The organism is Rhizobium sp. C1 (assembly GCF_021026335.1).
In the GTDB taxonomy this organism is placed as follows: Bacteria; Pseudomonadota; Alphaproteobacteria; order Rhizobiales; family Rhizobiaceae; genus Ensifer_A.
In genome coordinates this window covers 653,777-669,077 of the sequence record NZ_JAJNCY010000001.1, presented here as the reverse complement: position 1 = coordinate 669,077, position 15,301 = coordinate 653,777, and the positions used below count along the sequence as shown (strand labels likewise).

At 60.4% G+C, this 15,301-nt stretch carries 13 protein-coding genes; 7 read left to right on the top strand and 6 right to left on the bottom strand.

Annotation, left to right across the window (positions count from 1 at the left end; all coding sequences use genetic code 11):
* Window positions 1-116 precede the first annotated feature (116 nt).
* A complete protein-coding gene (locus LQK83_RS03340) occupies window positions 117-959 on the top strand; it encodes a universal stress protein (RefSeq protein WP_230835853.1) in 843 nt (280 codons plus the stop codon).
* A gap of 143 nt (window positions 960-1,102) precedes the next feature.
* A complete protein-coding gene (gpt, locus tag LQK83_RS03335) occupies window positions 1,103-1,600 on the top strand; it encodes a xanthine phosphoribosyltransferase (protein WP_230835852.1) in 498 nt (165 codons plus the stop codon).
* 79 nt (window positions 1,601-1,679) lie between these two features.
* Here the strand turns inward: gpt and LQK83_RS03330 are convergent, their stop codons facing one another.
* Window positions 1,680-2,600: a hypothetical protein gene (locus tag LQK83_RS03330; RefSeq protein ID WP_230835851.1), complete on the bottom strand. Its 921-nt coding sequence runs from the start codon at window positions 2,598-2,600 to the stop codon at window positions 1,680-1,682.
* Between the two features lie 296 nt (window positions 2,601-2,896).
* Between LQK83_RS03330 and LQK83_RS03325 the strand changes: the two genes are divergently transcribed.
* The gene (locus tag LQK83_RS03325) at window positions 2,897-3,223 is read left to right on the top strand and encodes a hypothetical protein (RefSeq protein WP_230835850.1); all 327 of its coding nucleotides are present in this window, start codon (window positions 2,897-2,899) and stop codon (window positions 3,221-3,223) included.
* 129 nt (window positions 3,224-3,352) lie between these two features.
* Here the strand turns inward: LQK83_RS03325 and LQK83_RS03320 are convergent, their stop codons facing one another.
* Together LQK83_RS03320 and LQK83_RS03315 are read right to left on the bottom strand one after the other, a co-directional pair.
* On the bottom strand, window positions 3,353-4,456 hold the full coding sequence (locus LQK83_RS03320; protein ID WP_230835849.1) for a branched-chain amino acid ABC transporter substrate-binding protein: 1,104 nt from the start codon (window positions 4,454-4,456) through the stop codon (window positions 3,353-3,355).
* Between the two features lie 47 nt (window positions 4,457-4,503).
* Window positions 4,504-4,917, bottom strand: a complete 414-nt coding sequence (locus LQK83_RS03315) for a hypothetical protein (RefSeq protein ID WP_230835848.1) — start codon at window positions 4,915-4,917, stop codon at window positions 4,504-4,506.
* A gap of 539 nt (window positions 4,918-5,456) precedes the next feature.
* On the opposite strand from LQK83_RS03315, the gene LQK83_RS03310 reads away from it, so the two are divergent.
* The 4 genes from LQK83_RS03310 to LQK83_RS03295 all read left to right on the top strand — a co-directional run bounded on the left by LQK83_RS03310 (window position 5,457) and on the right by LQK83_RS03295 (window position 10,780).
* Window positions 5,457-9,245 carry a vitamin B12-dependent ribonucleotide reductase gene (locus tag LQK83_RS03310; protein ID WP_230835847.1) on the top strand — a complete coding sequence of 1,263 codons (3,789 nt, stop codon included), beginning with the start codon at window positions 5,457-5,459 and terminating at the stop codon, window positions 9,243-9,245.
* 112 nt (window positions 9,246-9,357) lie between these two features.
* Complete coding sequence (locus tag LQK83_RS03305) at window positions 9,358-10,149, top strand: hypothetical protein (RefSeq protein WP_230835846.1); 792 nt, start codon at window positions 9,358-9,360, stop codon at window positions 10,147-10,149.
* Between the two features lie 21 nt (window positions 10,150-10,170).
* On the top strand, window positions 10,171-10,458 hold the full coding sequence (locus LQK83_RS03300; protein WP_269065158.1) for a BrnT family toxin: 288 nt from the start codon (window positions 10,171-10,173) through the stop codon (window positions 10,456-10,458).
* On the top strand, window positions 10,445-10,780 hold the full coding sequence (locus tag LQK83_RS03295) for a helix-turn-helix domain-containing protein (RefSeq protein WP_442966691.1): 336 nt from the start codon (window positions 10,445-10,447) through the stop codon (window positions 10,778-10,780). Before LQK83_RS03300 ends, LQK83_RS03295 begins: the two co-directional genes overlap by 14 nt.
* Before the next feature lie 826 nt (window positions 10,781-11,606).
* Here the strand turns inward: LQK83_RS03295 and LQK83_RS03290 are convergent.
* From LQK83_RS03290 to LQK83_RS03280, 3 genes are all read right to left on the bottom strand, one after another.
* Window positions 11,607-13,574, bottom strand: coding sequence for a HAMP domain-containing methyl-accepting chemotaxis protein (locus LQK83_RS03290; protein WP_230835844.1), 1,968 nt, complete (start codon window positions 13,572-13,574; stop codon window positions 11,607-11,609).
* Between the two features lie 117 nt (window positions 13,575-13,691).
* Window positions 13,692-14,300: a pyridoxamine 5'-phosphate oxidase family protein gene (locus LQK83_RS03285; RefSeq protein WP_230835843.1), complete on the bottom strand. Its 609-nt coding sequence runs from the start codon at window positions 14,298-14,300 to the stop codon at window positions 13,692-13,694.
* Window positions 14,301-14,337: 37 nt separating this feature from the next.
* Window positions 14,338-15,099 (bottom strand): alpha/beta fold hydrolase, encoded by a 762-nt coding sequence (locus LQK83_RS03280; RefSeq protein ID WP_230835842.1) that lies wholly within the window; start codon window positions 15,097-15,099, stop codon window positions 14,338-14,340.
* Window positions 15,100-15,301: the final 202 nt, after the last annotated feature.

Sequence of the window (15,301 nt, the reverse complement as noted above, 5' to 3'; positions counted from 1 at the left end):
GCGCAGGCGCCTGCGACGCGCGAAGCTACCTCCATGGAACCGGCGAGGTATCTCGCGCGCTTATAGAAAGCATCTATCGCCGGCTGGCAATTTGTCAAAGGATCAGGAGGCACACCATGTCGATCAAGACCATACTTGCCGTTCTCAATTCCCCCGAAGCTGCTGACAGCGTCATCGAGACGGGCGTGGCGCTGGCAAACAAACATGATGCGCATCTGATCGCCGTGTATGCCGAAGCGCCGGAGCAGGTCTTCATCTACGCGCCCATGGAAATTCCCGACCCCGCCGCCATCATGGCGCTGCAGGAAGCCGCCGAACAGCGCGCGGCCACCATCCAGGCCAAGTTCCTCGCGATCACCGAACGCGAAGGCGTCTCGCATGAATGGCGCAAGTTCCGCGGCGCCGGCGGCTATTCGTCGGCCGGCGTGGTTGACAGCGCCCGTAGCGCCGATCTGGTGCTGTGCGCGCAATTCGACGAAAAGACCACCTCGGCCCAGCGCGCCGATATCGAAGTGCTGATCTTCGAATGCGGCCGCCCGGTCATCATGGTTCCCTATATCCAGACCGCACCCAAGCCGATCGAACGCGTGCTGATCGCGTGGAATGGCTCGCGCGAGGCCGCCCGCGCCGTCTTCGATGCCATGCCGTTCCTGCTGGGCGCCAAGGAGGTCGAGATCTTCTCGGTCGATGCGCGCAACGACATGAACCAGTCATCTGATTTCGCCGGCTCGGAACTCGGCGTGACGCTCGCTCGCCATGGAATAAAGGTCAATGCCAACAATGTCGAATCGGGTGGCAAGCCGATCGGCGCGGTCATTGAAAACCGCGCCTCTGACTTCTCTGCCGACCTGCTCGTCATGGGCGCCTACACCCACTCGCGCATCCGCGAGCGCATCTTCGGCGGCGCAACCAAGACACTCCTCGGCTCCATGACGACGCTGACGCTGATGTCGCGCTGACATTTGCCCACAGCGCGGGTTTGCGGACCCGTTGCAAAATCGGGAATTTTCCGGTTAGAGAAAATGCCACGCCCCGTTCTCCGGGGCGTGGCATTTTGTTTTGGCCCACCATTGCCCAGCGCCTTGCTGATTGGAGATTGCTGATGTCCCTGCCCGAAAAAGCCTTTCCCGTCTCCTGGGACCAGTTTCACCGCGACGCCCGCGCGCTCGCCTGGCGTCTGGCGGGTCTGGGGCAGGAGTTCCGCGCCATCGTCTGCATCACCCGGGGCGGCCTCGTGCCGGCGGCCATCATCTCGCGCGAACTCAACATCCGCCTCATCGACACGGTCTGCATCGCCTCCTACCACGACTACGTGAACCAGGGGGATATGAACCTGCTCAAGGGCATTGCCAGCGACCTCCTGACGGAAGACGGCGCCGGCGTTCTGGTGGTGGACGACCTGACCGACACCGGCAAGACCGCGCTGGAAGTGCGCGCCATGCTGCCGAAGGCTCATTTTGCCTGCGTCTACGCCAAGCCGAAGGGCGTCCCGACCATCGACACCTTCGTCACCGAAGTCAGCCAGGACACCTGGATCTACTTCCCCTGGGACATGGGCTTCACCTATCAGGAGCCGATCGCAAAGGGCCACAAGGGCTGATCGATCAAGGCGCGAAGATCGAAGCCGGTTTTCGCAAGGCAAGATTTGAAGTTTCAAAGAATGAGAGCGCTGTGCACCCTTAAGGGCGCACAGCGCTCTCATGTTTGGAGGCAACCTCTTTCAGCTGCTTCAGAAAGTCACCGGCAACGGGCACATAGAGGGCGTGTTGCTTGCCATGGCCGAGCAACGGACCATGATATATCGCGACCAGTTTCGACGATACCGGGTCTGCATCCTCGCCTCCCATGAAAAGGCCGGATCCGGATGTTCCGGGTCCGCCGCTGCAACTTGAAAGGACAAGAGGCAGAGCAGGCGTGCCTCCGACAGGGCTCTTCCCCACCAGGTGACATCTCTCCTTGGTCGGTGTTGGCTTCCCGTCCTTGAGAAAGGCCTCAGTGTAACCGGCGATCTCGGTCGCGGCGCCCCCACGATACGAGGCTGGGTCGATTGCCGACACGGAGTATGGCGTCGCGTCCTTGACGGCTGTCTTCAGCTTGACGACCGCCCAGTCATTCTTCACGAACTCATGTTTCTCTGTTCTGCAGCGGCCGGGCTTCTGATTTTTCCAATCCTCGGGCCTGAGCGACGTGCCAAAGCGGCTTGCCGCCATGTCGATTTCGTAACGACGACCGCTTTCCATCTGAAACGCGCAGGACCAATCTGCCGTGTAGGGCTGGCAGGTCGAGTGATTTATGAAATTGTGCGCAGCGGTCGTCACAATGTCCTTTTCCATCGTGATCTGTCCGGTGCCGTGACCATACTGGTCCGGCTTGCCGTCCGAAGCAGGCTTGTGGCAGGTCACGGTGCCGAAAGAGAGATAGATGCCGTGCTTGTCCACCTCCGTCAGCGCCGTGCGTTCCCCATTCCAGACGGGTTTCTTGACGGGGTGATCCTGTGACCAAGCCGTGGCCCCAGGCGCAACAGTCGAAAGACCCAAGAGAATTTTTGATAGCGTACGGAGGGTGCAATTCATGGAAGGCTTCCGGTTGTTCCAGACCACGACAAGTCGGCCTCAACGTTTCGCTACCGGTCTGTCAGGCCCACGCCCATGACCATTCGCATTCCGATCCGACTGAAGGTATTGATTTCGGGAAGTTGGCACGCAGTCAAGAGGACAGGACACGCGCAAGTCGCATGGTTTGAACAAACGCGTATGCCTGCGGCACCTGCGATCGACAACAATATTTACGGGACGACTTTTTTCCAAGGTCAGACCAGGATTGCGTCCGCGAGATTTGCCAAATAGCATTTTCCATGTGCATTCATAAAACCCTGTATTTCAAAGGAATTTCAGACATGAGAAAAATAAGCCGTCGTGACATTCGCCTTCTCGCCGTTTCCGCCGCCTTCCTCGTCAGCGGTTCGACCGCAGCCTTTGCGGAAGAAGTCGATGAGTGCGGCGCGATGATGGAAGATCTCTCGATCGTTCCCTACCAGTCCTGGGGCTCGGCCAGCGCCAGCGACAAGAAGGCCTGGGAAGACAAGAACTGCAACCGCAACATCTGTCTCTACATGGAAGAGAAATACAACGTCGAGGCGGGCAAGTCCTGGGGCAGCCTGCCAGGCAATCTGCAGAAGCTGTGGGACGATCCGAAGATGAACTGCAACATGGCCGTGCAATAAGCAGATGAGAGAGGGTGTATTAGCCCCAGCACACGGAAACCGTTAAAGGCGGCCTTTGCGCCCTGCCATCGGCTCAAAAGATCAGAGAGCGCTCTCAGCAGCCGCAGCCGCCGAAAGCGCTCTGTCTTTTTACTCGGCAGCGACGATCTTGCCGTCTTCCCACTTGTAGAGCGAGAAGCTCTTCGACGTCAGGTCGCCCGTCTCGCCATAGGTGAGCTTGCCAATGGCGGTGGGGATGGACATACCGCTATGCAGGGCCTTGGAAACGGCCTCTGCGTCATCCGCCTTGCCGGCCTTCTCGATACCGGCCTTCAGAACTTCGACGGCCGCATAGGCATTCAGCGTGAAGGCTTCGGCCGGAATGTTCTTGGCGGCCAGCGCGTCCATCGCGGCCTTCGCATCCGGGCTCTTGGTGGCGTCCGACGCATTGGTGAACAGTGTGCCCGCAGCCGACTTGGTGCCGATCGCCCAGAATTCGGTGTTCGACAGGCCGTCGCCGCCGATCAGCTGGGCATTGATCGACAGGTCATGCAGCTGGCGCACCAGAAGGCCGCCCTCCGGGTGGTAGCCGCCGAAATAGATGAGATCGATCTTATCGGCCTTGATGCGGGTCGTCAGCGCGCTGAAATCCTTGTCGCCGGGCGTGATCGCTTCGTCCAGCACTTCCTTGACGCCGGCCTTGTTCAACGTCGCCTTGAAGGCATCCGCCAGCCCCTTGCCATAAGCGCCCTTGTCATTGACGATAGCGATGCGCTTGTCCTTGAAATGCGTCAGCACATATTGCGCCGCCACTTCGGCCTGCTGGTCGTCGCGACCGCAGGTGCGGAACACGTTGCTGAGGCCGCGCTTGGTGAGATCCGGGGCCGTCGCCGTCGGCGTCACCATGACGATGCCATTGTCGGCCAGAACGTCGGAAACGGGGATGGCGACGCCGGACGTGACCGGACCGACGACAAAATGCACACCCTCACCCACCAGCTGGTTGGCCGCCGAAACGCCCTGCTTCGGCTCGCCGCCGTCGTCGGCGAACTTGAGCACGACCTTCTCGCCAAGGATGCCGCCCTTCTTGTTGATCTCGTCGACGGCGACCTGCGCACCGTTCTTCACCTGCTCGCCATAGGCGGCGACCGGGCCGGTCAGCGGTGCGATGAGGCCGATGGTGATGTCGGCATGGGCAAGCGGCGCAAAGGTCAGCGTGGCGACAAGCGTCGCAGTCAAAGTCTTCAATGTCATCGTTATCTCCTTGGCGGGGTCCTCGCCCCAATGAAACGTCGCTTCCGCTAGAAGGACCGTCTCCGGCCAGAGGCCGCGCCAAAAAGACGATCGATGCGGATGCGATCCATGTCCCTGCCGGCCATGTTTGGCTCGACCAGGACACATTCGATTTCTAGGAATTTTGCCGGCGGCCTGCAAGGAAATAACCAGAAATGCTGAAGTTTTAGCCAGATGCCTTGAGAAATGGCAAAAAAGACCGACCAGACCCGGTAGGCTCTCGCGACAGCCGGCTGGGCCACCGCAGGCCGGACCCGGAATTTCCCTTGCAAAACGACGCCTTCGACGCGTTTCCTGTCACCGCCATACAACCGTCCGAGGCTCGCCCAGAGGCTCAACCGCATCAGGCAAGGCCGTATTTTCATTATCCGCATTTTAATATCCGGGCTCGAAAAATTTGCGATTTTTGTGCTCTGCAGCACAAGTTTACACCCCCGAAATCTCGCAGACGGGCTCCCTGCCCCTGCAGCATCGCTCCGCAAATGCCTGTTTTTCCTTAAGGGTTTTTTTCATCCACAGTTTCCACAGCAATACCCACAACATCTAGGGGCCTCCCTACTATGGTGAACAAGGTCTTGACCGAATCGCACGAAACAAAGTCTATTGGTCCTCACGTTGCGGCGGCGGCGGAATCGAAGAGTTCACGAGGTCGGTTCAATCACAAAAAGATGGGCTTTCGAGAGGCCCGAATGCGGATGATCCGCATCGGTCCGAGGGGGAAAGCCATGTCTTGCGCCAGCCCGCAGCGAACAAAATGGGGTCTGGATTTAAAAAGCTGTTAACACTATATTTAGCGTTTGCAGCCAACCTCACCACAAGATACAGGGTCGGGACCAACGAGTCTCACCCGCTTGACAGGGACTGAGCAACTGGCTGCGCGCCGAACACGTGCGAAGCCGGAACGGAAAAATTGTGTCTGCAGTTAGGGACGGCAGGCAGCGGCAGAAAAAGGACTGACAGGATGCGCATCGAACGTCGTTTCACCAAGGAAGGCCAGTCGGCTTACGCGGAAATTCCTTTCCGCCAGGCGACCAGCGAAATCCGCAATCCCGATGGCTCGATCGTCTTCCGCGCTGCCGATATCGATGTTCCGGCCCAGTTCAGCCAGGTCGCGACCGACGTTCTGGCACAGAAATATTTCCGCAAGGCCGGCGTACCTGCGCGCCTGAAGAAGGTCGAGGAAAACAATGTTCCCTCGTGGCTGTGGCGCTCCGTCGCGGACGAAAAGGCGCTGAAGGCGCTGCCCGAGGGCGAGCGCTATGGCGCGGAGACCGATGCGCGTCAGGTCTTCGATCGTCTGGCCGGCACCTGGACCTATTGGGGCTGGAAGGGCAAGTATTTCACCTCTGAAGAAGATGCCCTCGCCTTCCGCGACGAGCTTGCCTACATGCTCGCCACCCAGCGCGTAGCGCCCAACTCGCCGCAGTGGTTCAACACCGGCCTGCACTGGGCCTATGGCATCGACGGCCCCGGCCAGGGCCATTTCTATGTCGACCCCTTCACCGGCAAGCTGACGCAGTCGAAGTCCGCTTACGAACATCCGCAGCCGCATGCCTGCTTCATCCAGTCCGTCGAGGACGATCTGGTCAACGAAGGCGGCATCATGGACCTGTGGGTGCGTGAAGCCCGTCTCTTCAAGTACGGCTCCGGCACCGGCTCCAACTTCTCGAACCTGCGCGGTTCGGGCGAAAAGCTCTCCGGCGGCGGCCGTTCCTCCGGCCTCATGTCCTTCCTGAAGATCGGCGACCGCGCAGCCGGCGCCATCAAGTCGGGCGGCACGACGCGCCGCGCCGCCAAGATGGTCGTGGTCGATATCGACCACCCGGATATCGAGGAATATATCAACTGGAAGGTCAAGGAAGAGCAGAAGGTTGCGGCCCTTGTGACCGGCTCGAAGATCGTCGCCAAGCACCTCAAGGCGATCATGAAGGCCTGCGTCAATTGCGAAGCCGAGAACGGCGCCTGCTTCGACCCGAACGAGAACCCGGCCCTCAAGCGCGAAATCCGCGCCGCCAAGAAGTCCTCCGTTCCGGAAAACTACATCAAGCGCGTCATCCAGTTCGCCGAACAGGGCTACAAGGATCTTGAGTTCAAGACCTATGACACGGACTGGGATTCGGAAGCCTATCTCACCGTTTCCGGCCAGAACTCCAACAACTCGATCTCGGTCAAGGACGACTTCCTGCGCGCCGTCGAGGCTGACGGCGAGTGGAACCTGACCGCCCGCAAGGACGGCAAGGTCGTCAAGACGCTGAAGGCCCGCGCCCTTTGGGAACAGGTCTCCTATGCCGCATGGGCGTCTGCCGATCCGGGCATCCATTTCAACTCGACGATGAACGACTGGCACACCTCGCCGGCCGCGGGCTCGATCCGCGCCTCGAACCCGTGCTCGGAATACATGTTCCTCGACGACACGGCCTGCAACCTCGCATCGCTGAACCTGATGCAGTTCAAGGACGCCGCCACGAAGCGGATCGACATTGCTTCCTACGAGCATGCCGTTCGCCTCTGGACGCTGGTTCTCGAAATCTCGGTCATGATGGCGCAGTTCCCGTCGCGCCGTATTGCCGAACTCTCCTACGAATACCGCACGCTCGGCCTCGGCTACGCCAATATCGGCGGCCTGCTGATGTCGTCGGGCATTCCCTATGACTCGACCGAAGGCCGCGCCATTGCGGGTGCCTTGACCGCCATCATGACCGGCGTCTCCTATGCGACGTCCGCTGAAATCGCCTCGGAACTCGGCCCCTTCCCGGGCTATGCGCCGAACCGCGACAACATGCTGCGCGTCATCCGCAACCATCGCCGCGCCGCCCACGGCGAGACGTCCGGCTATGAAGCCCTCTCGGTCAATCCGGTCGCCCTCATCCACGGCGATTGCCCGGATGCGGACCTGATCAACCATGCCACGGCTGCCTGGGACAAGGCGCTCGAGCTCGGCGAAAAGCACGGCTACCGCAACGCCCAGGTCTCGGTCATTGCCCCCACCGGCACGATCGGCCTCGTCATGGATTGCGACACGACCGGCATCGAGCCCGACTTCGCACTCGTCAAGTTCAAGAAGCTCGCCGGCGGCGGCTACTTCAAGATCATCAACGCTGCCGTTCCGGAAGCGCTGCGCTCGCTCGGCTATTCGGAAAGCCAGATCGCCGAAATCGACGCCTATGCCGTCGGCCATGGCAACCTGAACCAGGCCCCCGGCGTCAACCCCTCGACGCTGCGCGCCAAGGGCTTCACGGATGAAAAGATCGAGGCCGTCAACGGCGCACTCAAGTCTGCCTTCGACATCAAGTTCGTCTTCAACCAGTGGACGCTCGGCGCCGACTTCCTGAAGGACACGCTGAAGGTCACCGACGACCAGCTCTCCGACATGAGCTTCAACCTGCTCGAGCATATCGGCTTCTCCAAGAAGGATATCGAAGCGGCGAACGTGCATGTCTGCGGCGCGATGACGCTGGAAGGCGCACCGTTCCTCAAGAACGAGCACCTGCCCGTCTTCGATTGCGCCAACCCCTGCGGCAAGATCGGCAAGCGTTATCTCTCGGTCGAAAGCCACATCCGCATGATGGCGGCTGCCCAGCCCTTCATCTCGGGCGCGATCTCCAAGACGATCAACATGCCGAACGAGGCAACCGTTGATGATTGCGGCGCAGCCTACATGCTCTCCTGGAAGCTCGGTCTCAAGGCCAACGCGCTTTACCGCGATGGCTCCAAGCTCTCCCAGCCGCTCAATGCCTCGCTGATCGAGGACGAGAGCGACGAGGATGCGCTGGAGGACCTGATCCAGCAGCCGCAGGCCGCCCAGGCCGTCACGATCACCGAAAAGATCGTCGAGCGCGTCATCGAGAAGGTGATCCGCGACCGCGAAAAGCTGCCGAACCGCCGTCAGGGCTATACCCAGAAGGCCGTCGTCGGCGGTCACAAGGTCTATCTCCGCACCGGCGAATTCGGCGACGGCCGTCTCGGCGAGATCTTCATCGACATGCACAAGGAAGGCGCTGCCTTCCGTGCAATGATGAACAACTTCGCCATCGCCATCTCGCTCGGCCTGCAATATGGCGTGCCGCTGGAAGAATATGTGGAGGCCTTCACCTTCACCAAGTTCGAGCCGGCCGGCATGGTTCAGGGCAATGACGCGATCAAGTCGGCGACCTCGATCCTCGACTACGTCTTCCGCGAACTCGCCGTCTCCTATCTCGGCCGCAACGACCTTGCCCATGTCGACACGTCCGACTTTGGCAACACCGCGCTCGGCAAGGGCATCCAGGAAGGCAAGACCAACCTGATCTCCACCGGCTGGACCCGCGGCCACAAGCCAACGCTCGTCTCGGGCGGCCATGCGCCGCTCTCCGAGCCGAAGGGTGCAGCAACGGCCGCCCCCTCGACCGCTCGCGTGTCCAACATCATGGCCTTCTCCGGCTCGGCCGCCCGCAAGATCGAAGCGGTCGCCTCGGAAGAGCCCGCCACCAGCTTCAAGCGTGACTACGAGGAACGCGCCGCCGAATTCGCCGAGGAAATCGCCGAAGAGGTCGTCACCCCCGAAGTCACCGCCCTCTTCTCCGACAAGGCCGCAGCCGATGCCGCCGCCGCCAAGTCGGACGCCAAGAAGATCGAAGCCGACCGCCGCATGAAGTCGATGATGCAGGGCTACACGGGCAACATGTGCTCCGAATGCCAGAACTTCACGATGGTGCGGAATGGCACGTGCGAGAAGTGCGACACGTGCGGGGCGACGAGCGGGTGCTCTTGAGCCCTCGTGGATAAGTCGTAACCCGGCTTAGCCAACACGCAATTTGACGCTATGCTCTCCCCGCGGTGATTGGGTTCGCCGCGGGGAATTTGGTTTTTGGGGTGGAGGTATTTTGAAAAATCCAATAGATTGGACTGATGGATTTGGCTGCGGCGCGATGTTCGTTGCGACTGCATACACGTTGGCTCTTGCTGGCTTCCTTCATATTGAGAAGTCAGACTTGCCGACATACGCGACAATCTGGGCGGCTCTTTTGGCGCTGTTTGGCGCCTGGCTTAGTCTTCGCGCAATTAGACAGCAAAACCAAACAACCATCGATATTTTTACCGAAAGCGAAGCCAAAAAGATAATAGCTGCGCGAGCAATCCTTTCTATCTTCCTCTCGGAACTCAGCGAAGCTGCAATACAGAATATAGCCAGAAATTTCTCGATGGATTTGCTCCCTCTTCGCAAAGAGCTAGCCTCACGCGACTTCGTTCCTTTCTCATTTGATACAATAGATAGGCTGAAAGATTGCGTTCCTCTATTCCCGCCGGAAATATCACAAAGAATTATAAAAATTCTATCAATATATCAAATAATGAAGTCGCGCGACGGCACAAGGAACAATGTCCTTATTACAGGCAACCCCGAATTGGTTTACGGAGAACACAACGCGATTGACAGCGCCATAAACTGGGCGGTCATAAACAGCATGATAGATTCAGTTTATCCATACGCAAGAGGCATAGATAATCACGAAATAACGATTATAACGAAAGAGGATGTGGCGCTCTCATTTCTCCAAGCCGGAATATTTTCTGACGACATCGGAAAGATATCGAAACTGATCGAAAGCCGACAAAATTCTGGCGATTTGGAAATGAATTTTCTAAAGAGATTTGAAAAACTCCAGAGCATCTGAAATCTGAGTTTATCGAAATCCTTGACTTACCCATATTTAGCAGAAGCCGCAGACAAGGCCACAACCAACCTGACGAAGCACCGCGTCAGCTTCGTGAACGCTTGCGACGTCTTCAACGATCCGTTCGCAATCGATGTCGAAGAACGGTCAATGGACTACGGTGAAGCACGTCGCAGGATCGTCGGATTTGGCCACGGACGCGTTCTGACGATCATCTATACGGAGCGCGGCGAGAACAAGATCCGCCTAATCTCCGCCCGAAAAGCCACGCCCATCGAGCGGCGCGAGTATGAAAATGGACAATGGTAAGACCGCCCAATCCGACTGGACAGCCTTCGACGCCCTCACCGACGCCGAGGCAGAAGCCAATGCGCTTGCCGATCCCGACAATCCGCCGGCCAGCGCTGAGCAGTTGGCGCCGTCGCGCCGCATGCCGCAAGTCCGGGTCATACGACGTGCGCTGGGCCTGACACAGGAAGAGTTCGCAGCGCGCTATCGCATTCCGCTCGGCACCTTGCGCGACTGGGAACAGGGCCGCACCGAACCCGACCAACCCACCCGTGCCTATCTCAAGGTCATCGCCATCAATCCGGAAGGCACGGCACGTGCGCTGGCTGCGGGCGTGGCTTGAGCCATCAGGGCGACGCGCCCTCTCCTTCCGTCATACCGGCCTTGAGCCGGTATCCAGCCAGCCCGCGTCTGCGGGCTGAAACGACTCTCGACACGCGCCGCGGCAAAGAACGAGTCTGCCGCGCGATGGACATCGCGCGCTGGATGCCGGATCAAGTCCGGCATGACGAAGTTCGTGGGATCTGCCGCAGAAAAAATTCATCCCTCAATTTCCCCGCACTCTTCTCCGCGCTTATCCTGTGGTTCTCCCGTCACCGGATGAGCCAGCGACGACTGGTTCAGGCGGGAGGAGAGCCTGATGTGATGTTTCGTAACGTGCGGGACATTCTGTCAGGGGGCGCGGGCGGCGGTGGATCTGACACATCAACCGAAACGACTCCCCCGATGGGCTGCGAATAGCTCGGCGGCCTGGCTACGCCAGAGAACCCGTCTGCCTCCGCAGACGGTTTAGCGAGACGGCCCGCGCTTGAGGAATGGAGTCGGATGAGGCTCCCCTTGCAGATCTCGACGGGTCGCGCTGGCGCTCCGCCGCATTTTTAAACTACCAATCAGGGCGGCGCGTCAGCGTGGCTCTCCGGAAGTTTTTGGCCCGAGACAGGGGCAAGAGCGATAGACCGGAGGATAACTCGGGAGAGGTTTTTTTCCGGGGGTTTTTGCGTGGCAGCACCTCACTCTCCCCCCTTGAGGGGGAGATGTCAGCGAAGCTGACAGAGGGGGGGGGAGCCACAAGTGAGACGGCCCATGAGGATCAGAATATGCCGAACCATACCCCCCTCTGCCCTGCCGGGCATCTCCCCCTCAAGGGGGGAGAATGGCAAGTGGCCTGCTCAGAACTCTTCCCAGCCCTCTTGCGCAGCCGGAGCCGCCGAAGACCCGGCGCGGGCAACGCGAGACGGAGCCGCGACGGTTCGCGGCGCGGAAGAGCGGGCGGGAGCCGCCATAGCAGCCGCCGTCTGGCGCAACATGACTGAAGGCGAAGCCGAAACCCGGATGTCGCCGAAGGAGAACTTGGAGATGAGCGAGCGGAGCGTCTGGGCCTCGTTGGCCAGAGCAGCGGAAGCGGCGGTCGATTCCTCCACCATGGCGGCATTCTGCTGCGTCGTTTGGTCCATGTGGTTAACGGCGCTGTTGACTTCCGCCAAGCCCGTCGACTGCTCCTTGGCCGATTGGGCGATTGCCTCCATATGGCCGTTGATCTCGACGATGAAGCCGCCGATCTCGTTCAGCGCCGCACCGGTATCGCGCACCAGCTTGACGCCGGCATCGACTTCGGTGGCCGAATTCTTGATCAGCGCCTTGATTTCCTTGGCCGCATTGGCCGAACGGCCAGCCAGCTCGCGCACTTCCTGCGCCACGACCGCAAAGCCCTTGCCAGCTTCGCCGGCGCGCGCGGCCTCGACCCCGGCATTGAGCGCCAGAAGGTTCGTCTGGAAGGCGATTTCGTCGATCACGCCGATGATGTTGGAGATCTGCTGCGACGACTGCTCGATACGGCGCATGGCGTCTTCGGCATTCGCGACAACCTTGCTCGAGGTCAGCGCCGACTGGTTGGCGCGCCCGGCAATGGTCCGAGCATCCTCGGTCCGGCGGGTCGAATTGCTGACATTGACGGTGATTTCGTCAAGCGCTGCGGCTGTCTCTTCCAGCGAGGCCGCCTGCTGCTCTGTGCGGCGGGACAGATCGTTCGCGCCGGCGGCAATCTCGTGGCTGCCATTCTCCACCGCGCCGACGGCGTTGGAAATCTCGGCAAGCGTTTCGGAAAGCTGCCGCACGGAGCGATTGAAATCGTGACGAAGCTGTTCGAAATCGGGCGCAAAAGCCTCCTCGATCTGGAAACCGAGATCGCCATTCGCCAGCCGCTGCAGAGCTGCAGCGAGACCGGAGGTGGCAATGCGCAGCCGCTCGGCCGCATTGGCCTCGGCCTGACGCTCCGCCTCCAGCCGTTCTGCCTCGGCGCGATTGCGCGCCTCTTCCGCCTCGCGCTCCAGCGCCTTGTTGGTGATTGCGGCCTGACGAAACACCTCGACGGCACCCGCCATCGCGCCGATCTCGTCGCTACGACCCGCAAATGGAATGGCGCTGGCGGTATCGCCGGCTGCCAGAGCGCCCATCGACTTCGTAATACGGCCAATCGGCATCGCGACGCCGCGAATGACAAAAATACCGGCCAGAAGCGCCATCAGCGCAGCGAACCCCGCCAGCCCCTCGGCAATCAGGATCGTACGCGCGGTCTCTGCCCGCACTTCGGCGCCGCTCAGCTCCGCGCTCTTCTGTCCGCTCGCCACGATATCGCCGGTGATCTTCGACAGCGTATTGCCAATGCCGCTCATCGAGGCGAGATACATGCGGGCATTCTGTTCCTTGCCCTGCGTCGAATAGAACAGCAGCGTCTTGCCCATCTTGTTGTAGGCCGTCAGCTGCTTGTCGAGTTCGGCGAGCGCCGCCTTGTCGCCCGTCTCGCCCAGAAATTCGGAATAGGCCTTCAGCGTGGCGGCAAGCTTGTCGTTGATGGCGGCAATGGTCTTCTCGACCTCCGCCTTGGCCGGCTTGTCCGCCGCGAGCAGATGCTGACCATAGGCCTCACGCAGCTTCACGGTCGCAATATCCATGTCCTTCGACATGACAATGCTGGACATTGTTGTTCTGGCCAGCAGATCGAAGCGTTGATCCGTGGTCTTCATCGACATGATCGAGCCCGCGGCGATCACACCCGAGACAACCGCGAGGCTGCCGATGGCGGCGATCAGACCCGTCCGGATGCTGGGGCGGCGAACGGAGAATGTCAGGCGCTTCATGGAAACTCCAGTGTCGATCATCAATTTCATTCAAATCTGACTGAAATTGTTAGCCTGAAGGCGTTAAAACACTGTTTCATCATGTCCTAAGGTATTCGCCAAATGGCGCCCTCCACGTTACCACATGGTGGATCGTGCACGGTCAGGCCACTCGCGATCATAGGCGGCGCCGTCAAAGCCCGCCTTGATCGTCTGCATCATCTCGCCCACGCTCGGCAGCGCACTGGGGTCGCGATGCTTCTGAGGGTTCCACAGATCGGAGCGGATCAGGGCGCGGGCGCATTGGGAATAAACCTCCTCGATGGCGATGACGATCACCGAACGCGGGTGCCGGCCATCCATGGTGAAACGGGTGGTCACCTCAGCATCGACAGTGACAATGGCCCTGCCATTGACCCGCATCGCATTGTTGGAGCCTGGAATGAGAAACATCAGCGCCACACGCGGGTCGCGGACGATGTTGGAGAGCGAATCGATGCGGTTGTTGCCGCGCCAGTCGGGCAGCATCAGCGTGCGCTCGTCCTCGATATGGATCACCGTGCTGGCATCCCCGCGCGGCGAGCAATCCAGCCCCTCCGGCCCCACGGTCGCCAGCGCCACAAAGGGCGAGGCCTCCAGCATGCGCCGGTATTCCGGCGTCAGGAAAGGCGTGACCTTGAGAAGCGATGTCTGGCCCGGCTCGCCATAAAGCGCCTGAAGTTCCTCAACAGATGTCACCGCCTGCATATCTCTCACAGCCCCATTTCGTCAGAGCCCGAACCTATCACGACTGCGGCGAGACTGTATGAAGCATTTGTGCAGAGACCGATGATGAGCGGAGAAATTTCGTGATGGCTTCAATCGCTTCCGGTGAATTGACGATGCGACGATGTCCCAGCCCATCGAGCCAGGCGAGCGTGACATGCGGCCCGGCATCGGCATAGGCGCGGGCCGCCTCCGCCCCCACCTCCTTGTCTTCCGATGCATGCAGCACCAGCGTCGGAATACCGCTGCGGGCCAGATAGCCCGGCGCGAAGGAAGCCTCGACCGGACGCCCCGTGACCCGCTGCACCTCCGCCGTGAGGGCCGCAGCGACACGCCGGTTCAGCCCCAGCCCCCGGCAAAAATAGGCGAGCACACGCCGGACATCTGCGGGCGCGGCAATAACCACCAGACGCGGCGGCGAAAGCGGCCGCCCATCCAGCAGCCCATGCGCAGCCAGCACGGTCATATAGCCTCCGAAGGAATGACCGATCATGGCATCGAAGGGACCGAATCGATGCCAGACGGCAGCCTGCGTCGCAATGGCGCTGCCTGCATGAAGCGATGCGCCCGGGCTGTCGCCGTGACCGGGCAGATCAATGGCATAGACGAAAAATCCGGTCTCCCGAAGCCCGGTCACAAGCCCTTGCGTCAGCGCGATGCGCGATCCCCAGCCATGCGTGAACATCACGCGGAGACCATTGCCCGGCCCGATCGGCGCAAAGACATGGACAGCCACCGGCCGCCCGTCAATCTCCACCGTCTCGCGACGGGCTTGCGCCATCAGGGGCGCCGACGCGGCAAAAAGCGCCCGTTCCTTCTCCGTCTGTGGTTCAGGGTTGCGGGTCCGGGTGAAGAGGCGAAAAGCCAGTCGTCCGGCCTGCCGAGGCGAAACGAAACTGAGGAGGTTCACCCCTCGCCCCAACATCCTCAGCATCGCAACGTTCATGTCCGCTCTCCGTCAATTTGTTCAACCTTGTACATTA